The organism is Segatella copri, from assembly GCF_026015625.1.
GTDB classification, from domain to species: Bacteria; Bacteroidota; Bacteroidia; order Bacteroidales; family Bacteroidaceae; genus Prevotella; species Prevotella copri_H.
In genome coordinates, this window is the sequence record NZ_JAPDVG010000001.1 from 1,547,479 (window position 1) to 1,565,768 (window position 18,290).

General features: G+C 45.7%; 12 protein-coding genes. 6 read left to right on the forward strand and 6 right to left on the reverse strand.

The annotated features are described in order from the left end of the window. Positions 1–126: 126 nt before the first annotated feature. A complete protein-coding gene (locus tag ONT19_RS06970) occupies positions 127–2,289 on the reverse strand; it encodes an elongation factor G (RefSeq protein WP_118065207.1) in 2,163 nt (720 codons plus the stop codon). A gap of 228 nt (positions 2,290–2,517) precedes the next feature. Between ONT19_RS06970 and hemW the strand changes: the two genes are divergently transcribed. Then, positions 2,518–3,654, forward strand: a complete 1,137-nt coding sequence (hemW, locus tag ONT19_RS06975) for a radical SAM family heme chaperone HemW (protein ID WP_264952853.1) — start codon at positions 2,518–2,520, stop codon at positions 3,652–3,654. A gap of 30 nt (positions 3,655–3,684) precedes the next feature. Here hemW and ONT19_RS06980 read toward each other — a convergent pair whose 3' ends face one another. The 3 genes from ONT19_RS06980 to ONT19_RS06990 all read right to left on the reverse strand — a co-directional run bounded on the left by ONT19_RS06980 (position 3,685) and on the right by ONT19_RS06990 (position 7,958). Then, a complete protein-coding gene (locus tag ONT19_RS06980) occupies positions 3,685–4,047 on the reverse strand; it encodes a hypothetical protein (RefSeq protein ID WP_147330125.1) in 363 nt (120 codons plus the stop codon). Positions 4,048–4,318: 271 nt separating this feature from the next. Next, positions 4,319–5,665 (reverse strand): citrate/2-methylcitrate synthase, encoded by a 1,347-nt coding sequence (locus ONT19_RS06985; RefSeq protein ID WP_117727882.1) that lies wholly within the window; start codon positions 5,663–5,665, stop codon positions 4,319–4,321. A 34-nt stretch (positions 5,666–5,699) separates the two neighbouring features. Further along, a complete protein-coding gene (locus ONT19_RS06990) occupies positions 5,700–7,958 on the reverse strand; it encodes an aconitate hydratase (RefSeq protein WP_264953094.1) in 2,259 nt (752 codons plus the stop codon). A 330-nt stretch (positions 7,959–8,288) separates the two neighbouring features. On the opposite strand from ONT19_RS06990, the gene trmD reads away from it, so the two are divergent. Further along, complete coding sequence (trmD, locus tag ONT19_RS06995) at positions 8,289–8,963, forward strand: tRNA (guanosine(37)-N1)-methyltransferase TrmD (RefSeq protein ID WP_006847387.1); 675 nt, start codon at positions 8,289–8,291, stop codon at positions 8,961–8,963. 145 nt (positions 8,964–9,108) lie between these two features. On the opposite strand, the gene ONT19_RS07000 is transcribed toward trmD, so the two are convergent. Next, positions 9,109–9,960, reverse strand: a complete 852-nt coding sequence (locus ONT19_RS07000) for a patatin-like phospholipase family protein (RefSeq protein ID WP_117727884.1) — start codon at positions 9,958–9,960, stop codon at positions 9,109–9,111. A 208-nt stretch (positions 9,961–10,168) separates the two neighbouring features. Here ONT19_RS07000 and ONT19_RS07005 point away from each other — a divergent pair, with 208 nt between their 5' ends. The 4 genes from ONT19_RS07005 to ONT19_RS07020 all read left to right on the forward strand — a co-directional run bounded on the left by ONT19_RS07005 (position 10,169) and on the right by ONT19_RS07020 (position 16,880). Next, positions 10,169–11,575, forward strand: coding sequence for an aminopeptidase P family protein (locus tag ONT19_RS07005; RefSeq protein ID WP_264904680.1), 1,407 nt, complete (start codon positions 10,169–10,171; stop codon positions 11,573–11,575). 83 nt (positions 11,576–11,658) lie between these two features. After that, positions 11,659–12,870, forward strand: a complete 1,212-nt coding sequence (locus ONT19_RS07010) for an aminopeptidase C (protein WP_022121917.1) — start codon at positions 11,659–11,661, stop codon at positions 12,868–12,870. 259 nt (positions 12,871–13,129) lie between these two features. Then, on the forward strand, positions 13,130–14,851 hold the full coding sequence (recJ, locus tag ONT19_RS07015) for a single-stranded-DNA-specific exonuclease RecJ (protein WP_006847382.1): 1,722 nt from the start codon (positions 13,130–13,132) through the stop codon (positions 14,849–14,851). Positions 14,852–14,966: 115 nt separating this feature from the next. After that, on the forward strand, positions 14,967–16,880 hold the full coding sequence (locus ONT19_RS07020; RefSeq protein WP_117727886.1) for a RecQ family ATP-dependent DNA helicase: 1,914 nt from the start codon (positions 14,967–14,969) through the stop codon (positions 16,878–16,880). Positions 16,881–17,089: 209 nt separating this feature from the next. Here the strand turns inward: ONT19_RS07020 and ilvC are convergent, their stop codons facing one another. Then, entirely contained in the window at positions 17,090–18,133 is a 1,044-nt protein-coding gene (gene ilvC / locus ONT19_RS07025) for a ketol-acid reductoisomerase (RefSeq protein ID WP_089543564.1), read from the reverse strand. Between the last annotated feature and the right edge of the window lie 157 nt (positions 18,134–18,290).

Here is an 18,290-nt window from a genome sequence, read left to right on the forward strand (position 1 = left end):
TATTTTCGTTTTCCATAAAAAAAAAGAGAGGAAGTATACATATCACATGCACACTTCCCCATATTGGTCATATCAACATAAAATTTTAATTTATATAAGAGAGATTTTTCTCTAACCTAACAATTGCTATTCAGCATCCTTCTCCAATTCTGCCTCATGATCCGCAATCAGCTTACTCTGAATGTCGGAAGGAACCAACTCGTAGCTGGCAAACTTGGTAGTGAATGAAGCACGTCCACCTGTCAATGAACTCAGAGAGATGGAATAGCTGGCAAGTTCCTTCAGAGGAATCTTGGCACTCAACTTCTGGTAACCGGCCTCGCTGTCCATACCCATAATGAGAGCACGACGTCCCTGGAGATCACTCATCACATCACCCATGAAATCAGCAGGCACATAAACCTCCAAATCATAGATAGGCTCCAGAATCTTCGGACCAGCCTGTTTGAAGGCATCGCTGAACGCATGGCGGGCAGCAAGCATGAACGAAAGTTCATTACTATCTACTGGGTGCATCTTACCATCATAAACGATGACACGTACATCACGTGCATAACTGCCCGTCAACGGACCATGTTCCATACAGTCCATAACACCCTTCAGAATAGCTGGCATGAAGCGGGCATCAATGGCACCACCAACCACAGAGTTGAGGAATACCAGTTTACCACCCCATGGCAAACTAACCTCTTCACGGCTCTTGATATTCATCTTGAACTCCTGACCGTTGAAGGTAAATGACGTAGGATCAGGCATACCTTCTGCGTATGGTTCAACAATGAGATGCACCTCACCAAACTGACCAGAGCCACCACTCTGTTTCTTATGGCGGTAGTCAGCACGAGCCTTCTTGGTAATAGTCTCACGATAAGGAATACGTGGCTCTTCGAAAGTCACATTGAGTTTTTCGTTGTTTTCCAGACGCCACTTCAGCGTGCGGAGATGGAACTCACCCTGTCCTCTTACGATTACCTGGCGCAATTCCTTGCTCTGATCAACAATCCAAGTAGGGTCTTCCTGGCGCATCTTCAGGAGTGCAGCCATCAGTTTCTCTGTATCCTGAACATTGGCAGCCTTGATAGCACGTGAATACTTAGGATTAGGATATTTAATGAAGTCGAAACGCCACTCAGCCCCCTTACCATTAAGGGTATTGCCGGTCTTCACGTCCTTCATCTTCACGGTACAGCCAATATCACCGGCATTCAACTGCTCTACAGGCACACGGTTGGCACCCGCACAGGCATAAATCTGTCCGATACGCTCCTTGGAGCCACGATCTGCATTAGTCAGGTCGTCACCATTCTTGATAGAGCCACTCATCACCTTGAAGTAGCTTACCTCACCGATATGAGGTTCCATACCAGTCTTGAAGAAGTAAACACTCTCAGGACCATTGCTGTCTGGCGTAATTTCCTCACCACGTGTATTATGCAGTTTCGGCATCTCGCTTACGAAAGGAACCACATTGCCCAGGAACTCCATCAGGCGGTGAACGCCCATCGACTTACCTGCACAAACGCAGAACACAGGGAAGATGCTACGGCTAACCAATCCCTTGCGGATGCCCTCGCGAAGTTCATCTTCTGTCAGACTCTCGCTCTCGAAGAACTTCTCCATCAGTCCCTCATCGTTCTCGGCTGCAGCCTCAACAAGAGCCGTATGAAGTTCCATGGCTTTCTCCATTTCCTCTTCTGGAATATCTTCAATAATAGGAGCACCGCCCTCAGGCTTCCAGGAATATTTTTTCATCAATAAGACGTCAATGAGAGCATTGAAGCCTGAACCGGTCTCGATAGGATATTGTATCTGCACACACTTAGAACCATAAATGTCCTTCATGGTGGCTATGATATTATCAAAGTCGCACTTGTCTGAGTCGAGCTGGTTTACCAGGAAGATGACAGGTTTGCCCAACTTCTCTGTATAACGGAAGTTGTTCTGTGTACCTACTTCTGGACCATACTGACCATTAATAAGGATAACTGCCTGATCGGTAACATTGAGAGATGTAATGGCACCTCCCACGAAATCATCGCTACCTGGGCAATCTATAATGTTAAGCTTCTTGTTGTTCCACTCTACATGAAAAACTGTAGGGAACACAGAGTAGCCGTATTCCAACTCAACTGGGAAGTAGTCGCTCACCGTATTTTTCGCTTCTACAGAGCCTTTACGCTTGATAACGCCTGCTTCAAATAACATACTCTCGGCAAGTGTAGTCTTGCCGCTACCCGCACTGCCCAACAGCGCAATGTTTTTAATCTCATTTGTCTGATAAACTCTCATGACGCTTATAGATTTTTAAGGGTTATACTTAAATTTGCTAGTTGCAATCCACAGTCAAACCACCGGTTTTTCTGTTTCATGCTACTAAAGTACAAAAAAAATCGCACATTGCCAAAAGTTTTGGGCAAAAAACTTCTGTTTTTTAAAACATATTAGTACTTTTGCACTTTGTTTAGACATGTTTTTGTCTTTACACCTTATTATATATAGAAAAAGAAGTTCAGAAATATGGCAGGACTATACATACATATCCCCTTTTGTGAAAGCCGGTGCATCTACTGCGGTTTTTACAGTACCACCTCCCTCAAGTTAAGGGATGATTACACTGATGCTCTCTGCCGGGAGATGCAGATGCGCCCGGCAAAAGCCGCTCTCGGAAGCAATGAAACTATCGAAACCATCTATCTGGGCGGTGGAACCCCGAGTCAGCTCAACGGCTCCCAACTCAACCAGATTTTCTCTGCTATCAGAAAAAACTATACGCTGGCAGAGAATATGGAGATCACGATGGAATGCAATCCGGACGATGTAACCGGCGATTTCTGTGAAACGCTGAAGAAACTCCCCGTCAACAGAATCAGCATGGGAGCGCAGACCTTCAGCAATGAGCGCTTACACTTTCTGCATCGCCGTCATAACGCCAGAGAGGTAGAAGAAGCCGTCGACCGACTCCGCAACATCGGCATCCGCAATATCAGTATCGACCTGATGTTCGGATTCCCCGAAGAATCTCTTTCCCAATGGATGAGCGATATCAGGCACGCCATACAGCTGGATGTGGAACACATATCTGCCTATAGTCTGATGTACGAAGAGGGAACTCCCCTCTACCATATGCTGAAACAGGGAAAGATTAGCGAAATAGATGAAGAAACCAGTCGCAAGATGTATGAAACCCTGATAGACCAGCTTACTGGAGCAGGCTACGAACATTATGAAATCAGCAATTTTGCCCGTCCGGGGTTCCGTTCACGCCACAACAGCAGTTACTGGCACGAGGTACCATATATCGGAATAGGAGCAGCCGCCCACTCCTACAATAGGAAGCAGCGCAGCTGGAATATCGAAAATATCCAGACTTATATTCGAAGTATCGGCGATGGCATTCTGCCTTCTGAGAGTGAACAGCTAGATATTTCCACCCGATACAACGATCTGATAACAACCGCCTTGCGAACAAGCGACGGAATAAACCTCATGAAGATGGAGCAGGAATTCGGAAAAGAACTGGCAGACAGACTGCTCCAGGAAGCCCAGTCGCATATCACCCGGGGGCTGATGAAAATAAAGAACGGCAGGCTCTCCCTCACTCGGGAAGGCCTTTACATATCGGATGATGTGATGAGTGATTTCATGATTATATAATGGTTTCAACAAACAAAAAAGCCTTGGAATCTAATTCCAAGGCTCTAATTTCTTTAAACCATTTTTCTTGTATACTTCATAATAAAAAGCTTTAATGCTCTTGACCACTTGTATGGTAGATTTCTTTTTCTGCAACATAGGCTTAACCAGCTGCATCACAGCAAAACAAACTACCACAATAAGCAATACTACTGCCCAAGAGAGAATCTCACTCTGAATATCCAAAATTGGCTGGAGGCCAATGCCCAAAGCCACAGGCAGGATAAAACAGACCCAATCTATCGGGCTGTCAAGCTTGGTTGATTCGAAATATTCATCGCGTAGTGCTTTTGGAGCATTCAAGATTAATCTTTTCTGGTGCTTATTCCAGTAATCTTCAAATTCTTTTTCCATGCAATCCATTTACTGTTTTGTCTTAAAACTAGACGGTTAAAACTTCAATACTTATACTTTTCTTTATACTTTTCGGCTACAAAGATAAGAATAATTATTCATTTCTCCAAAATTACAACATACTACTTTGAATATTTAACGTATATTAATTCTAATGGTCAAAACAAGAACTTCACTGCATCACTTGACAATAGCCTGCTTGTATATAGACAGGAAAAGGCAACACCCAACGACGGGCATTGCCTTTCTTGTATAATAACAAAGAGGAATTTTATCTCTCATTAAGTGGCTTATACTCCAGTTCGCCAAGAATATTCTTATATGCAGGACGGATAATACGACGGCCTTCGAAATTGAGTTCTTCAATACGATGGGCTGTCCAACCCACGATACGTGCCATGGCGAAAATAGGTGTATAGATTTCCTGTGGCAAACCAATCATTTCATAGATAAAGCCACTGTAGAAATCAAGATTTGCACACGCTGGCTTGCTGCCTCCACGGTGTTCCTGCAGACATTTGATACCTTCCTGCTCTATCAACTTCAGGAAATTATACTCGTCTTCTCTACCCTTTTCCTTGGCAAGTTCACCTGCCAGGCGCTTCAGTTCAACGGCACGTGGGTCACTCAAAGTATAGACCGCATGACCGATACCATAAATGAGACCTGTCTTGTCATAAGCCTCCTTGTTAAGCATTCGCTTAAGGTAAGTATCAAGTTCTGTTACATTACCCCAATCCTTGATAGCTTCTTTCAAGTGGTGGAACATATTGATAACCTTGATATTGGCACCACCATGCAAAGGACCCTTTAAACTACCGATACCTGCAGCAATAGAACTGTAAGTATCTGTACGGGTAGAAGATGTTACACGTACAGTAAAGGTAGAGTTGTTACCACCACCATGTTCTGCCTGGATAATCAGGAGCAGGTCGAGCATACGGGCATCCAGTTCGGAATAGTTCTCATGCTTCATCATATAAAGAAAGTTCTCAGCAATAGAGAGATTCTCACGAGGATGACGAATATGCAGACTTCTACCCTGAACAGAGTGACGGTAGATGTTGTATGCATAAGCGATGATGGTTGGGAACTTGGCAATCAACTCTATGCTCTGGCGCATCAGATTGTCACGGCTGATGTCATCCGGATTCGGATCGAAGGTGTACATTTCAAGCACACAACGGGCCAGGATGTTCATGATGTTGCTGCCTTCCAGCTCGATGATATGGGTAATCGTACGATGATCAAGCGGCATATTATCGTTCAGGAGTTCTCTGAAAGCATCCAATTCCTCCTTATCAGGCAACTGGCCCGAGAGCAGCAGGAAGGCTACTTCCTCGAATCCGAAACGCTTCTCCTTCAAGAGAGGAGTTACCAGGTCATCAAGTTCATAACCACGATAATAAAGTTTACCCTCTGTAGGGGTCAACTTACCTTCTGCATCGCGCTCATAACCCACTACATTACCGATATTGGTCAGTCCGACCAACACACCAGAGCCATCCTCATTACGAAGTCCACGCTTCACATTGAACTTCTTGAATGCATCCTTATCAATCTTGCATGAGTTTTTTACCTCATCGCTTAATTTATATATTAAATATTCTTTATTCATAACCGTTACTTTTTTAGCTGCATGGCTACAACTATTATTTCTTTGCTGCAAAGTTCAATGCAGAACCAGCCTTAAACCATGCAATCTGTGTATCATTATAAGTATGCTCAACCTCGAAACTATCCTCAGAACCATCCTTGTGCTTCAGGGTGACGGTGAGTTTAGAACCTTGAGCAAACTCCTTCAAACCTGTCAAAGAGATGCGGTCGTCCTCCTGCACCTTATTATAATCATCCTTGTTGCAGAATGTGAGGGCAAGCATACCCTGCTTCTTCAGGTTGGTTTCGTGGATGCGGGCGAAACTCTTGGCGAGAATCACCTTCACGTTGAGGAAACGAGGCTCCATAGCTGCATGCTCACGGGAAGAACCTTCACCATAGTTATCCTCTGCCACCACGATGCTGCTGATGCCTTTTGCCTTGTAAGCCTTGGCAGCGGTAGAAACCTCGACATAAGCACCATCCAACTGGTTCTTCACCTTATTGCTCTCACCGTTAAAGGCATTAACGGCACCCATTAAAAGGTTGTCGGAGATGTTCTGCAAATGTCCACGGAACTTCAGCCAAGGACCCGCCATAGAGATGTGGTCGGTGGTACATTTGCCCTCGGTTTTGATAAGAAGCGGCATATCTGTCAGGTCTTTTCCATCCCATGGAGCAAACGGAGCAAGTTTCTGGAGTCGGTTGCTGTCAGGCGAAATGACTACCTCTACATTGGCATTTTCTTCGCTTGGAGCAATGAATCCCTTATCCTCTACGGCAAACCCCTTAGGTGGGAAGGTGAAACCTGTAGGCGCATCGAGCATCACGCTGTTGCCCTCCTTATCCAGCAAGGTATCTGTAGCCGGATTGAAGTCGAGACGGCCCGCAATGGTGAGAGCCACGGTGAGCTCTGGACTGCCGATGAAGGCAAACGTATTAGGGTTACCATCAGCACGGCGGCGGAAGTTTCGGTTGAAAGAGGTAACAATGGCATTCTTGCGCAAATTATCATCGGTATGACGCTTCCACTGTCCGATGCAAGGACCGCAGGCATTGGTCATGATGAGGGCTCCAATCTTCTTGAAATCATCAAGGATGCCATCACGCTCGGCTGTATAGCGAATCTGCTCTGAACCCGGGTTGATGATAAGCTGTCCCTTTACCTCAATACCTTTCTCATAAGCCTGACGGGCAATGCTGGCAGCACGGGCCAAGTCCTGATAAGAAGAGTTGGTACAGCTACCTACCAATCCTACTTCTACTACCATCGGATAATCGTTGGCAGGACCTTTTGCCTTCATGTGAGAGATTGGTGTGGCTGCATCTGGAGTGAACGGACCGTTAAGATGAGGTTCAACCTTAGAAAGGTCGATTTCAACAATCTGGTCGTAGAAAGCAGACGGATCTGCCAACACCTCATCATCAGCACGGAGTTCGGCTGCATTCATCTGTGCGAGAGATGCAATTTCTTCACGGCCTGTCTTGCGGAGATACTCGCTGGCATTCTGGTCGAATGGGAAGATAGAGCATGTGGCACCCAATTCGGCTCCCATGTTACAGATGGTAGCCTTGCCAGTGGTAGAGATACTGTCCAATCCCTCGCCGAAGTATTCGAGGATGGCGTTGGTTCCGCCCTTTACGGTAAGAATGCCGAGGATTTCGAGAATCACATCCTTAGGAGTGGCCCAGCCAGAGAGTTTGCCTGTAAGATGCACACCGATGAGGCGTGGCATCTTGAGTTCCCAAGGCTGACCGGTCAACACATCTACGGCATCAGCACCACCTACACCTACTGCCACCATGCCGAGACCGCCGGCATTAGGAGTATGAGAATCGGTACCCACCATCATACCTCCAGGGAATGCATAGTTTTCGAGCACTACCTGATGGATGATTCCGGCACCTGGTCCCCAGAATCCGATATGGTATTTCTGAGAAACAGACTTCAGGAAGTCGTAAACCTCCTTATTGGTCTTGCAAGCCTCAGGAAGATCTTGTGTTGCGCCCACATCGGCACGAATCAAGTGATCACAATGTACGGAAGCAGGTACGGCCACCTTGTCCTTACCCGCATTCATGAACTGCAAGAGTGCCATTTGCGCAGTCGCATCCTGCATCGCCACGCGATTAGGACGGAAGTCAACATATTCTATACCTCTTTTATATGGTCGCAACTGTGTAGGGTCGAAAAGATGCGCAAAGAGCACCTTCTCGGCATAAGTAAGAGGTCGTTTCACCGTAGCCTTAGCCTGGGCTACACTTTCCGAATACGAAGCGTAAAAGCTTCTCAGCATTTCAATGTCCAATATCATCTTGTTCACAATTTTAATTAATTATACACTCTTTCGAGCAATTCTGTTTGCAAAAATACAACTTTTTCTACAAATAGTAGCATGTTTTATCGAAAATTTATCATTTTGATATGATTTTTCTGTTTTTTGATAATTTTGTTGCATATTTATACGTTAATCACTCTCTTTCTCCGGAAAAGCAGGATTATGATATGAAAAGACAAGAATGGCTACAGAAAGGCAGGAAAACAGAGAAAAAAGAAAGGAAAGTGAAGAAAAGAGGAGTTAAAATGAAAGAAAAAGCAAAAATTTTTGGTACTCTCCGCATTATTTATTATTTTTGCAGATGTTATGAGAATAGACATTATTACAGTATTACCAGAGATGCTGGAGGGATTCTTCAATGAGTCCATTCTGGCACGTGCGCAGAAGAAGGGTCTAGCGGAGATTCATCTGCACAACCTGCGTGACTACACATTAGATAAATGGAAGCGTGTGGACGACTATCCATACGGCGGAAGTGCCGGCATGGTGATGCAATGTGAACCAATAGACCGCTGCATTGCTGCACTGAAGGCAGAGCGCGAGTATGATGACGTGATTTATGTTTCGCCAGATGGTGAAACTTTCAACCAGAAGATAGCCAACGAAATGTCGATGCAGGGTAACCTCATCATCCTCTGCGGTCACTACAAGGGTATTGACCAGCGTGTGCGCGACCATCTCATTACCCGCGAAATCAGTGTAGGTGATTATGTGCTAACGGGTGGCGAACTTGCCGCAGCCATCATCTCAGATGCCGTCATCCGACTGGTTCCGGGTGTTATCAGCGACGAACAGAGTGCACTTTCCGACTGTTTCCAGGACGACATTCTTGCCGCCCCTATCTACACCCGTCCTGCCGACTACAAGGGATGGAAGGTTCCGGAGATTCTGCTCAGTGGCAACGAAGCCAAGATTCGCCAGTGGGAATTCGACCAGGCCATGGAAAGAACCAAGCGCCTGCGCCCTGACCTGCTGAAATAAGAAGAAATCATTGCTGATTACTATCATACCCAGAACGGTGATTTTTAGGCACGGTGTAATCCGTTCCTAAAAATCACCGTTCTACTCATTCTCAAGCCATATACTAAAACTCTACACCTTATTTATCAACTACACCTTATTAATATTATTCTTTTTCTACGCATTTTTCGCAGAAAGCCTCACCCAGCATGAAACCTTCTTCGTAGAGGCGTTCCAGTTTATCGGTATCCTTCTCTATTCTGCCAACTTCCAACGGACGGATTGGACGGATACAGGTAATCTTACCCGCAGCCTCCAGATCATCTACAAGCTGGATCTGTTCGTTATAAGCCCGATGACGGTGACTCAGAGCCACACGCAGGCGAGGATAGTTCTTATATAAATAAGGTATCTTATGGTCTTTGCCCATATCACGCCATCCTTTGTTGCGAGTCAGGACAACCACATTGTGTTGCCACCCCATGTCAATGGCGTGCTGTACCGGAATACTGTCCGCAATACCACCATCCAACATCGGAATGCCATCCACTTCCACAATCTTGCTCACATATGGCAAACTGCTGGAAGCACGCACAACATCCAGTGCACGCTGCCTGTCATGATTCTCGGAAAGATACATAGCCTTGCCCGTAAGACAATTGGTAGTAACCATCTCGAAACCATCGGCATACTTAAAATAGGTATCAAAATCGAAAGGCAAGAGCTGGTTCGGAAACTTATCGTAGAGCAATTTGCGGTCGAAGATACACCCCTGAGTCACCAGATGGCGAATACCGATATACTGGTATCGGGCCAGATAATCGATGTTAGAGATACGGGCACGCCGAGGTTGGCGGCTCATATACGACATGCCATTACATGCCCCAGCCGATACAGCCACCGTATAAGGGAAATGAACATCATGCTTCATGAAGGCATCCAGTACCCCACTAGTGAAGACCCCTCGCATGCCTCCTCCCTCAAGAACCAAACCTGTTGTTTTCAAATTCAATTTCATAACACACTCTCTGCTTTTAAAATTCTGAAAATAATTATATTTTGCTCGCAGCATAGACAATTTTCTTACATTTTGTCTATCAAAAAGCCGTTTTTATATTAATTATTTATAAATTTACGCATTTTATTCAATTTTGCTTGCAAAGATACGTATTTTTTGGGAAATAATTGCTAACTTTGCAAGCAAAATAATGTAAAATACTAAAAATATGTTCAGCAAAGAGACTTACATCAGCCGCAGACAGGAGTTGAAGAAGCTTGTGAAAAGCGGCGTAATTATACTTTTCGGAAATAACAATTCACCATGTAATTTCCCTAATAACGGATATTACCCTTTCCGTCAGGACTCGACATTCCTCTATTATTTCGGATTGCAGCGCGACGGTCTGGTAGGTGTGATAGATATAGACAACGATATTGAAACCCTGATTGGTGACGACATCGACCTCGTAGACATCGTATGGTACGGAAGCGTTGACAGTGTTCATGATCTTGCAGCACAGGTAGGCGTTCACAACTCAGCACCTATGAAAACACTCAAGACTATCTGCAACGACGCCATGTCGAAGAAGCGCAAGATTCATTTTCTGCCACCTTACCGCTACGACATCAAGCTGCAGGTATTCGACCTTCTGGGCATCCATCCTAACCAGCAGAAAGAAGAGGCCAGCATGGACCTCATCAAGGCTGTTGTGAAGATGCGTTCAACTAAGACCCAGGAAGAAATCGAGGAATTGGAGCGTGCTGCTGTCATCGGATACAAGATGCATACCACAGCGATGAAGCTCGTACGTCCGGGTGTGACAGAAAAATATGTTGCAGGTCAGGTAAGCGGCATTGCCCACTCTTACGGAGCCATGGTCAGTTTCCCAACCATCTTCAGTCAGCACGGTGAAATTCAGCATGGTTATCCATCTATGAATGTACTGGAAGAAGGCAGACTGGCACTCTGTGATGCAGGTGCAGAAACTATGAACAACTACTGTTCAGACAACACCCGCACCATGCCGGTGAGCGGAAAGTTCAGCCAGCGCCAGTTGGAAATCTACTCTATTGTAGAAGAATGCCACGACCATGCACTGGATGTAGCCAAGCCAGGCGTAAAATGGGCAGACGTACACTTCTCTGTTTGCCGCCTGCTCTTCGACCGCATGAAGGAGCTCGGACTTGCAAAGGGTGATACAGAAGAGGCTGTAAAGGCTGGAGCACACGCCATGTTCCTGCCTCATGGTTTGGGCCACATGATGGGAATGGATGTTCACGACATGGAGAACCTCGACCAGATTAACGTTGGTTTCGACGAAGAGGTACGCCCTAATCTGGAGCAATTCGGTACCAACTGCCTGCGTATGGGTCGCCGTCTGCAGGAAGGTTTCGTGGTAACCGACGAGCCGGGAGTTTACTTCATCCCTGCCCTCATCGACGACTGGAAGGCATCCGGTCACTGTGCAGAATTCCTCAACTTCGACAAGATTGAGACCTATAAAGATTTCGGTGGTATCCGAATTGAGGACGATGTACTCATCACCAAAGATAGTTGCAGATTCCTGGGCAAAGACCGCATACCTTATCATCCAAAAGATGTTGAGGAGTTCATGGCAGCCAACAAGGAATAAAATTCCTGAAAGAGAAATCATTTCAGAAAAAGGAATCAGAGAGAAGATATAACAAGAACATTAATATAAAGAGAAAAGAATTCATGAAGAAAACTATGATTGTTGCAGCCTTGATGGCTTTGGTAGCCACAGGAGCAAATGCGAAGAAAGCTGCAGACTCTGCAGAAGTAGCAAAGAACAAACCTGTATTTACTGTAGTAAAGCAGAATCCTATCACTAGCATCAAGGACCAGAACCGCAGTGGTACGTGCTGGGCTTACTCTACCCTCAGCTACTTCGAGAGCGAAATCTTGAAGAAGACAGGCAAGACCTACGACCTCAGCGAAATGTTCGTAGCCAACAAGACTTATATGGACCGCGCCACAGTGGCTGTAAGAATGCACGGCGACGTGAGCTTCTCTGAGGGTGGTAGCGCCTACGATGTACTCTATGCTTTGCAGCACTATGGTATTGTACCTGAGTCTGCCATGCCTGCACCAGGTTCATTGACAGGTGACTCTTTGGCTAACTTCGGTGAGTTCTTCAATGTAATGACTCCATACGTAGAGGCAGTAGCAAAGAGCACAGCTAAGAAGCTTTCTCCAGCCTGGAAGAGCGGTCTTCAGGGCATCATCGACTCTTACATCGGTAAGGCTCCTGAGAAGTTTACATACGAGGGCAAGCAGTATACTCCACAGAGCTTCTGCCAGAGTCTCGGTTTGAATCTTGATGATTATGTAACCATTACCAGCTACACCCACCACCCAATGTGGAGCAAGTTTGCTGTTGAGGTACAGGATAACTGGCGCTGGCCTTTGAGTTACAACGTTCCTATGGAAGACATCTGCAAGATCATCGACAACGCTGTAAACAACGGTTACACAGTAGCTTGGGGCGGTGACGTAACAGAAGACGGTTTCACTCGCAAGGGTCTCGGTATCGCTTACGACGTAAAGAAGGTTCGCTCTATGGCCGGTACAGATGCTGACCATTGGTTCAAGCTCTCTAAGGACGAGAAGAAGGAGAAGTTTGATTCTCTCGGCGTAAATGCTCCTGAGATTGTTCCTACACAGGCTATGCGTCAGGAAGCATTCGACAATTGGGAGACAACTGATGACCACGGTATGCACATCTACGGTATCGCTAAGGATCAGAACGGCAAGGAGTACTACATGGTTAAGAACTCTTGGGGCGAGTATGGTGACTACAAGGGAACCTGGTACATGACCAAGGCTTTCGTAGCTTACAAGACTATGGACTTCATGGTTAACAAGAACGCCCTTCCTAAGGACATCCGCAAGAAGCTCGGAATCTAGGAGAGTTTTAATAGTTAAAAGTTTATAGTCTATAGGTTTTCTATGGACATTCTCCTAAACAAAAATATTCAAGGGGCAGCAAACCGATGAGTTTGCTGCCTTTTTTGTTGCCAAGAAAATCTCTTATTTACTTATTTTGGGTTGCCAACAAGTCTTATTTTTACTTATTTCTAGGTAATTTAGTAAATTTCCTCCCTAAACATTTCCTTTTGTCATTTTATTTTCGTAACTTTGGGGGCAGAAATAAAAAATAATTAAAATGCATTTTAAATGGAATTACGAATCACCAACACCTGAACAGCAAAAAGCAGCTGAAGAATTAGGCGCCAAGCTAAATATGAGCCCAGTTCTTGCCCATTTGCTCATCAAGCGCGAGATTACGACAGAGTCTGCAGCCAAACGGTTTTTCCGTCCACAACTCTCAGATCTCATCAATCCATTCCTGATGAAAGACATGGATATTGCCGTAGACCGCCTGAACGATGCTATGGGTAGAAAGGAACGTATCCTTGTTTACGGAGACTATGACGTAGACGGATGCACCGCCGTTGCCCTGGTGTACAAATTCTTGCAGCAATTCTATTCAAACATCGACTACTACATTCCCGACCGCTACGACGAAGGTTACGGAGTGAGTAAGAAAGGAATAGATTTTGCTCATCAGACTGGTGTAAAACTGATTATTATTCTAGACTGCGGAATCAAGGCTATTCAGGAGATAGAATATGCCAAAAGTCTAGGAATAGACTTCATTATCTGCGACCATCACGTTCCTGACGATGTGATGCCACCTGCTGTGGCCATACTCAATCCGAAGCGTCCTGACGATCCATTCCCATTCAAGCATCTCTGCGGATGCGGTGTAGGATTCAAGTTTATGCAGGCTTTTGCCAAGAACAACAACATTCCGTTCTCCAGGCTCATTCCTCTGCTCGACTTCTGCGCCGTGAGTATTGCTGCCGACATTGTGCCGGTGGTAGATGAGAACAGAATACTCGCCTTCCATGGTCTTAAGTTGCTGAATACCAATCCAAGTATCGGTCTGAAATCCATCATCGACATCTGCGGACTGAACGGACGCGAGCTCTCTATGAGCGATATTGTGTTCAAGATTGGTCCCCGTATCAATGCTTCAGGCAGAATGGAGAACGGCAAGCTGAGCGTAGATCTGCTGGTAGAAAGAGACTATTCCTCAGCCCTGCGCATGGCCAGACACATCAATGAGTACAATGAGCAGCGCAAAGACATAGACAAGCAGATGACTGAAGAAGCCAACGGCATCGTATCGCGTTTGGAAAGCATGAAACACAATTCCAGCATCGTGCTCTATGATGAAGGCTGGAAAAAGGGAGTCATTGGCATTGTTGCTTCCCGACTCACCGAAATCTACTTCCGCCCTACCATTGTTCTGACCCGGGATGGTGATATGGCTACAGGTTCAGCACGTAGCGTAACGGGATTTGACATCTACTCAGCCATCAAGAGTTGTCGCGACCTCCTGCTCAATTTCGGTGGTCATACCTATGCTGCCGGACTTACCTTGAAGTGGGATAAGGTTAGAGAGTTCAGAGACAGGTTCCAGCATTATGTAGAAGAGCATATTTCGCCTCAACAGACAGAACCGATGCTCAACATAGATGCTGAAATTGACTTTAAAGACATTACCAAGCATCTGCAGGCCGACTTGAAACGCTTCTCTCCTTTCGGTCCATGTAACCAGAAACCTATTTTCTGCACCAACCGGGTATATGATTATGGTACCAGCAAGGTGGTGGGCAGAGAACAGGAACACATCAAGTTGGAACTGGTAGACTCAAAATCGAGCACGGTCTTAAACGGCATCGCTTTCGGTCAGAGTGCAGCTGCCCGCTACATCAAGAGTAAGCGAAGTTTCGACATAGCCTTCACCATAGAAGAGAATATTTTTAAGAAAAACCAAGTTCAACTTCAGATAGAAGACATCCGTCCAAACGAAGGATGAGGTACTTAGCCCTATGCATGGATTAGGCACTGATTACTCGGATTACACGGATTTGTAGAGCAAATCCGCCAGGACGCAAAAGCATCGAAATCTGCAAGGGCAAAAGTTTCAAAAAATGGCAGATAAATATCAAGAAATACTACGTACATATTGGGGGTATCCTGACTTTCGCGGCATACAACGAGACATCATCGAGAGTATAGCCCGAGGTGAGGATACCCTCGGTCTTATGCCTACAGGTGGCGGTAAATCCATCACCTTCCAGGTTCCGGCCCTTGCCCAAAAGGGCGTCTGCATTGTGGTAACTCCACTCATTGCACTGATGAAGGATCAGGTACAGCATCTCAAGGCCCGCAACATCCTGGCTGAAGCCATCTACACAGGATTGTCGCGCCAAGAGATTCTCCGAATATTGGAAAATTGTATTTTCGGTGAAATCAAGTTTCTGTATGTTTCACCAGAACGTCTTTCTTCAGAATTGTTCCAAACTAAATTGCGCCACATTCCGGTGAGTTTCATCACGGTAGATGAAGCTCACTGCATCAGCCAGTGGGGTTACGATTTCCGCCCGTCTTATCTCGAAATTGCAAAAATAAGAGATATGAAGCCCGGTGTACCAGTCCTTGCTCTTACGGCTACGGCCACTCCCGATGTAGTAGAAGATATCCAGAACCAGCTTCACTTCAAGAAGCAAAACGTATTTAAAATGAGTTTTGCCCGCAAGAATCTTGCCTATGTGGTGCGCACCACCAACGACAAGTTGACCGAAATGGTTCATATCCTACAGTGTACCCAAGGCTCAGCAATCATTTATGCGAGAAGCCGAAAACGAACCAAGGAGATGGCAGAACTTCTGAACAAACAAGGTATTTCTGCTACATTTTACCATGCCGGACTGGATTCCGACGTGAAGGATATCCGACAGAAAAACTGGCAAAATGACGAGATAAGGGTAATGGTAGCAACCAATGCTTTCGGCATGGGAATAGACAAGTCAGATGTGAGAATGGTAATTCATATAGATTGTCCAGACTCACTGGAAGCCTATTTTCAAGAGGCGGGACGAGGCGGAAGAGACGGCGAAAAGGCTTATGCTGTGCTGCTCTACAACCAGAGCGATGAAAACAAACTCATGAAACGCATAGACGAAACTTTCCCAGACAAAGAATTCATTAAAGACGTTTACGAGCATCTTGCTTACTTTTTCCAGGTGGCAGTTGGAAGCGGAATGGGACAGACTTTCATGTTCGAGATAGAGAAGTTCTGCTTCACCTACAAGTACTTCCCTACTCGCGTAGACTCGGCTCTGCGCATTCTGGAGCGCTCAGGCTATATCCACTACGAGGACAATCCTGACGGAAAAGCAAGAATCAGATTTAACATCAGCCGAAATGATCTCTATCTGCTAGAGAATGTTTCGGAGAAGGAAGAGTCTGTTATTACGGGGCTTCTGCGTAATTACGGCGGTCTGTTTACCGACTATGTTTACATTGATGAGTCGCTGATAGAGCGTGTAAGCGAACTAAACCGTCAGCAGGTATACATGATTCTGAAAAATCTGAGTGCCCGCCACATCATCGACTTCATTCCCCGCCGCAAGACACCTTATATCAGCTACACGCGTCCTAGGGAAGATGGTTTCAGAGTTATCATCCCTGAGGAGGTATGGGAAGTACGCAAGAAACAGTTTACTGCCCACATCAAGAGCATTATCAGTTATGCAAAGAACGACAGCATCTGCCGTTCGCGCCAGCTTCTGAGTTATTTTGGCGAAAAAACGAAAATGAAGGACGACTGCGGGATATGTGATGTCTGCATAGACCACAAAATACCCCAGAAGCAAACTATTATATCAGAAATTCTAGACTTGCTGAAAGACGGAAAGCCACATGACATTACAGAACTAAACCAACTGAAATATGATTCAGAAGATATGGCTGCAGTTCTTGAAGAAATGGTTGTGGAGAATATGATGAATGTTGAGGAAGATGAAATCCGGCTTGAACCGAAACCGGAAATGAAGCCCTAATATCTTATAAGTCCTGAAGGAGTAAAAGCTTTTCAGAAGAGAGATGCTTTTGCCTTTTCAGGGCTTTTTGTATATGCCAGCATTGGGATTTCGCATACGCCAGCAGCGAGATTTGTATATGCCAGCAACTTATACCCCCATATAAACAGAAAAAAGGGAACGACACCTCTCGGGCCATTCCCTTTTCAACATTATGTACGAGAAAAAAATTAGTTATTCTCAGGGCGAAGTTTACGAACTGTAACACCAGCCTGCCACATTTCCTTGTTGCGCATAGCCTCGAGTTCAGCGTTCAACTTCTCGCGGTAATCAGCCTGAGAGTTCTTGTCGATAGAAATCTGAGCCTCGTTACCAGTCTTTACAGAGTAGTACAACCACTCCATTACAGGCTTGATAGCCTCACGGAAACGAGGAGCCCAGTCAAGAGCACCACGCTGAGCTGTTGTTGAACAGTTAGCATACATCCAATCCATACCCTTAGCACCGAAGAGAGGGCCAAGGCTCTGTGTGAGCTCCTCAACAGTCTCGTTGAAAGCCTCAGATGGAGAGTGACCATTCTCGCGGAGCACGTCATACTGTGCCTCCAACAATCCCTCAATTGCACCCATCAATGAGCCACGCTCACCTGTGAGGTCAGAAGTAGCCTCACGCTGGAATGTTGTCTTGAACAAATAACCGGCACCGATACCGATACCGAAGGCAATAGTCTTCTCCTCTGCCTTGCCAGATGCATCCTGGTATACAGCGTAAGAGCAGTTCAAACCACGACCCTCGCAGAACATAGTGCGGAGAGAAGTACCAGAACCCTTAGGAGCAACCATGATTACATCAATATCCTTTGGTGGAACAACGCCTGTGCGGTCGCTCCAGTTGATAGCGAAACCATGTGAATAATACAAAGTCTTACCTGCTGTGAGGTGTGGCTTAATCTTTGGCCAGCATGCAATCTGACCGGCATCAGAAAGCAACATACAGATGATAGTACCCTTTTCAGCAGCTTCCTCGATAGAGAACAATGTCTTACCAGGAACCCAACCATCCTTCAGACACTTCTCGTAGGTCTTACCCTGACGCTGTCCGACGATGACGTTGAAACCATTATCGCGAAGGTTACAAGCCTGACCAGGACCCTGGATACCATAACCGATAACTGCGATTGTTTCGTTCTTCAATACTTCACGTGCTTTCTCCAATGAAAATTCATGACTGGTGACAACAGTTTCCATTACGCCACCGAAATTCATTTCTGCCATAATTTTTATTTTTTTTGTGCGGCTTGCCATTTGTGGAGCCGCGGGTTATACTTGTCCATACGGATGCGAGCTGTATTCTTATCCAAAGAGAGCCTGTTTGATCCGTCCACCCCCTATCCAAGAAGGCGGCTCTGGGTTTATTTTTATTTTCTGAGTG

Excerpts from the sequence above, each read along its gene's own strand:
- ONT19_RS06970 (WP_118065207.1), bottom strand. The coding sequence starts at position 2,289 with ATGAGAGTTTATCAGACAAATGAGATTAAAAACATTGCGCTGTTGGGC.
- hemW (WP_264952853.1), top strand. The coding sequence starts at position 2,518 with ATGGCAGGACTATACATACATATCCCCTTTTGTGAAAGCCGGTGCATC.
- ONT19_RS06980 (WP_147330125.1), bottom strand. The coding sequence starts at position 4,047 with ATGGAAAAAGAATTTGAAGATTACTGGAATAAGCACCAGAAAAGATTA.
- ONT19_RS06985 (WP_117727882.1), bottom strand. The coding sequence starts at position 5,665 with ATGAATAAAGAATATTTAATATATAAATTAAGCGATGAGGTAAAAAAC.
- ONT19_RS06990 (WP_264953094.1), bottom strand. The coding sequence starts at position 7,958 with ATGATATTGGACATTGAAATGCTGAGAAGCTTTTACGCTTCGTATTCG.
- trmD (WP_006847387.1), top strand. The coding sequence starts at position 8,289 with ATGAGAATAGACATTATTACAGTATTACCAGAGATGCTGGAGGGATTC.
- ONT19_RS07000 (WP_117727884.1), bottom strand. The coding sequence starts at position 9,960 with ATGAAATTGAATTTGAAAACAACAGGTTTGGTTCTTGAGGGAGGAGGC.
- ONT19_RS07005 (WP_264904680.1), top strand. The coding sequence starts at position 10,169 with ATGTTCAGCAAAGAGACTTACATCAGCCGCAGACAGGAGTTGAAGAAG.
- ONT19_RS07010 (WP_022121917.1), top strand. The coding sequence starts at position 11,659 with ATGAAGAAAACTATGATTGTTGCAGCCTTGATGGCTTTGGTAGCCACA.
- recJ (WP_006847382.1), top strand. The coding sequence starts at position 13,130 with ATGCATTTTAAATGGAATTACGAATCACCAACACCTGAACAGCAAAAA.
- ONT19_RS07020 (WP_117727886.1), top strand. The coding sequence starts at position 14,967 with ATGGCAGATAAATATCAAGAAATACTACGTACATATTGGGGGTATCCT.
- ilvC (WP_089543564.1), bottom strand. The coding sequence starts at position 18,133 with ATGGCAGAAATGAATTTCGGTGGCGTAATGGAAACTGTTGTCACCAGT.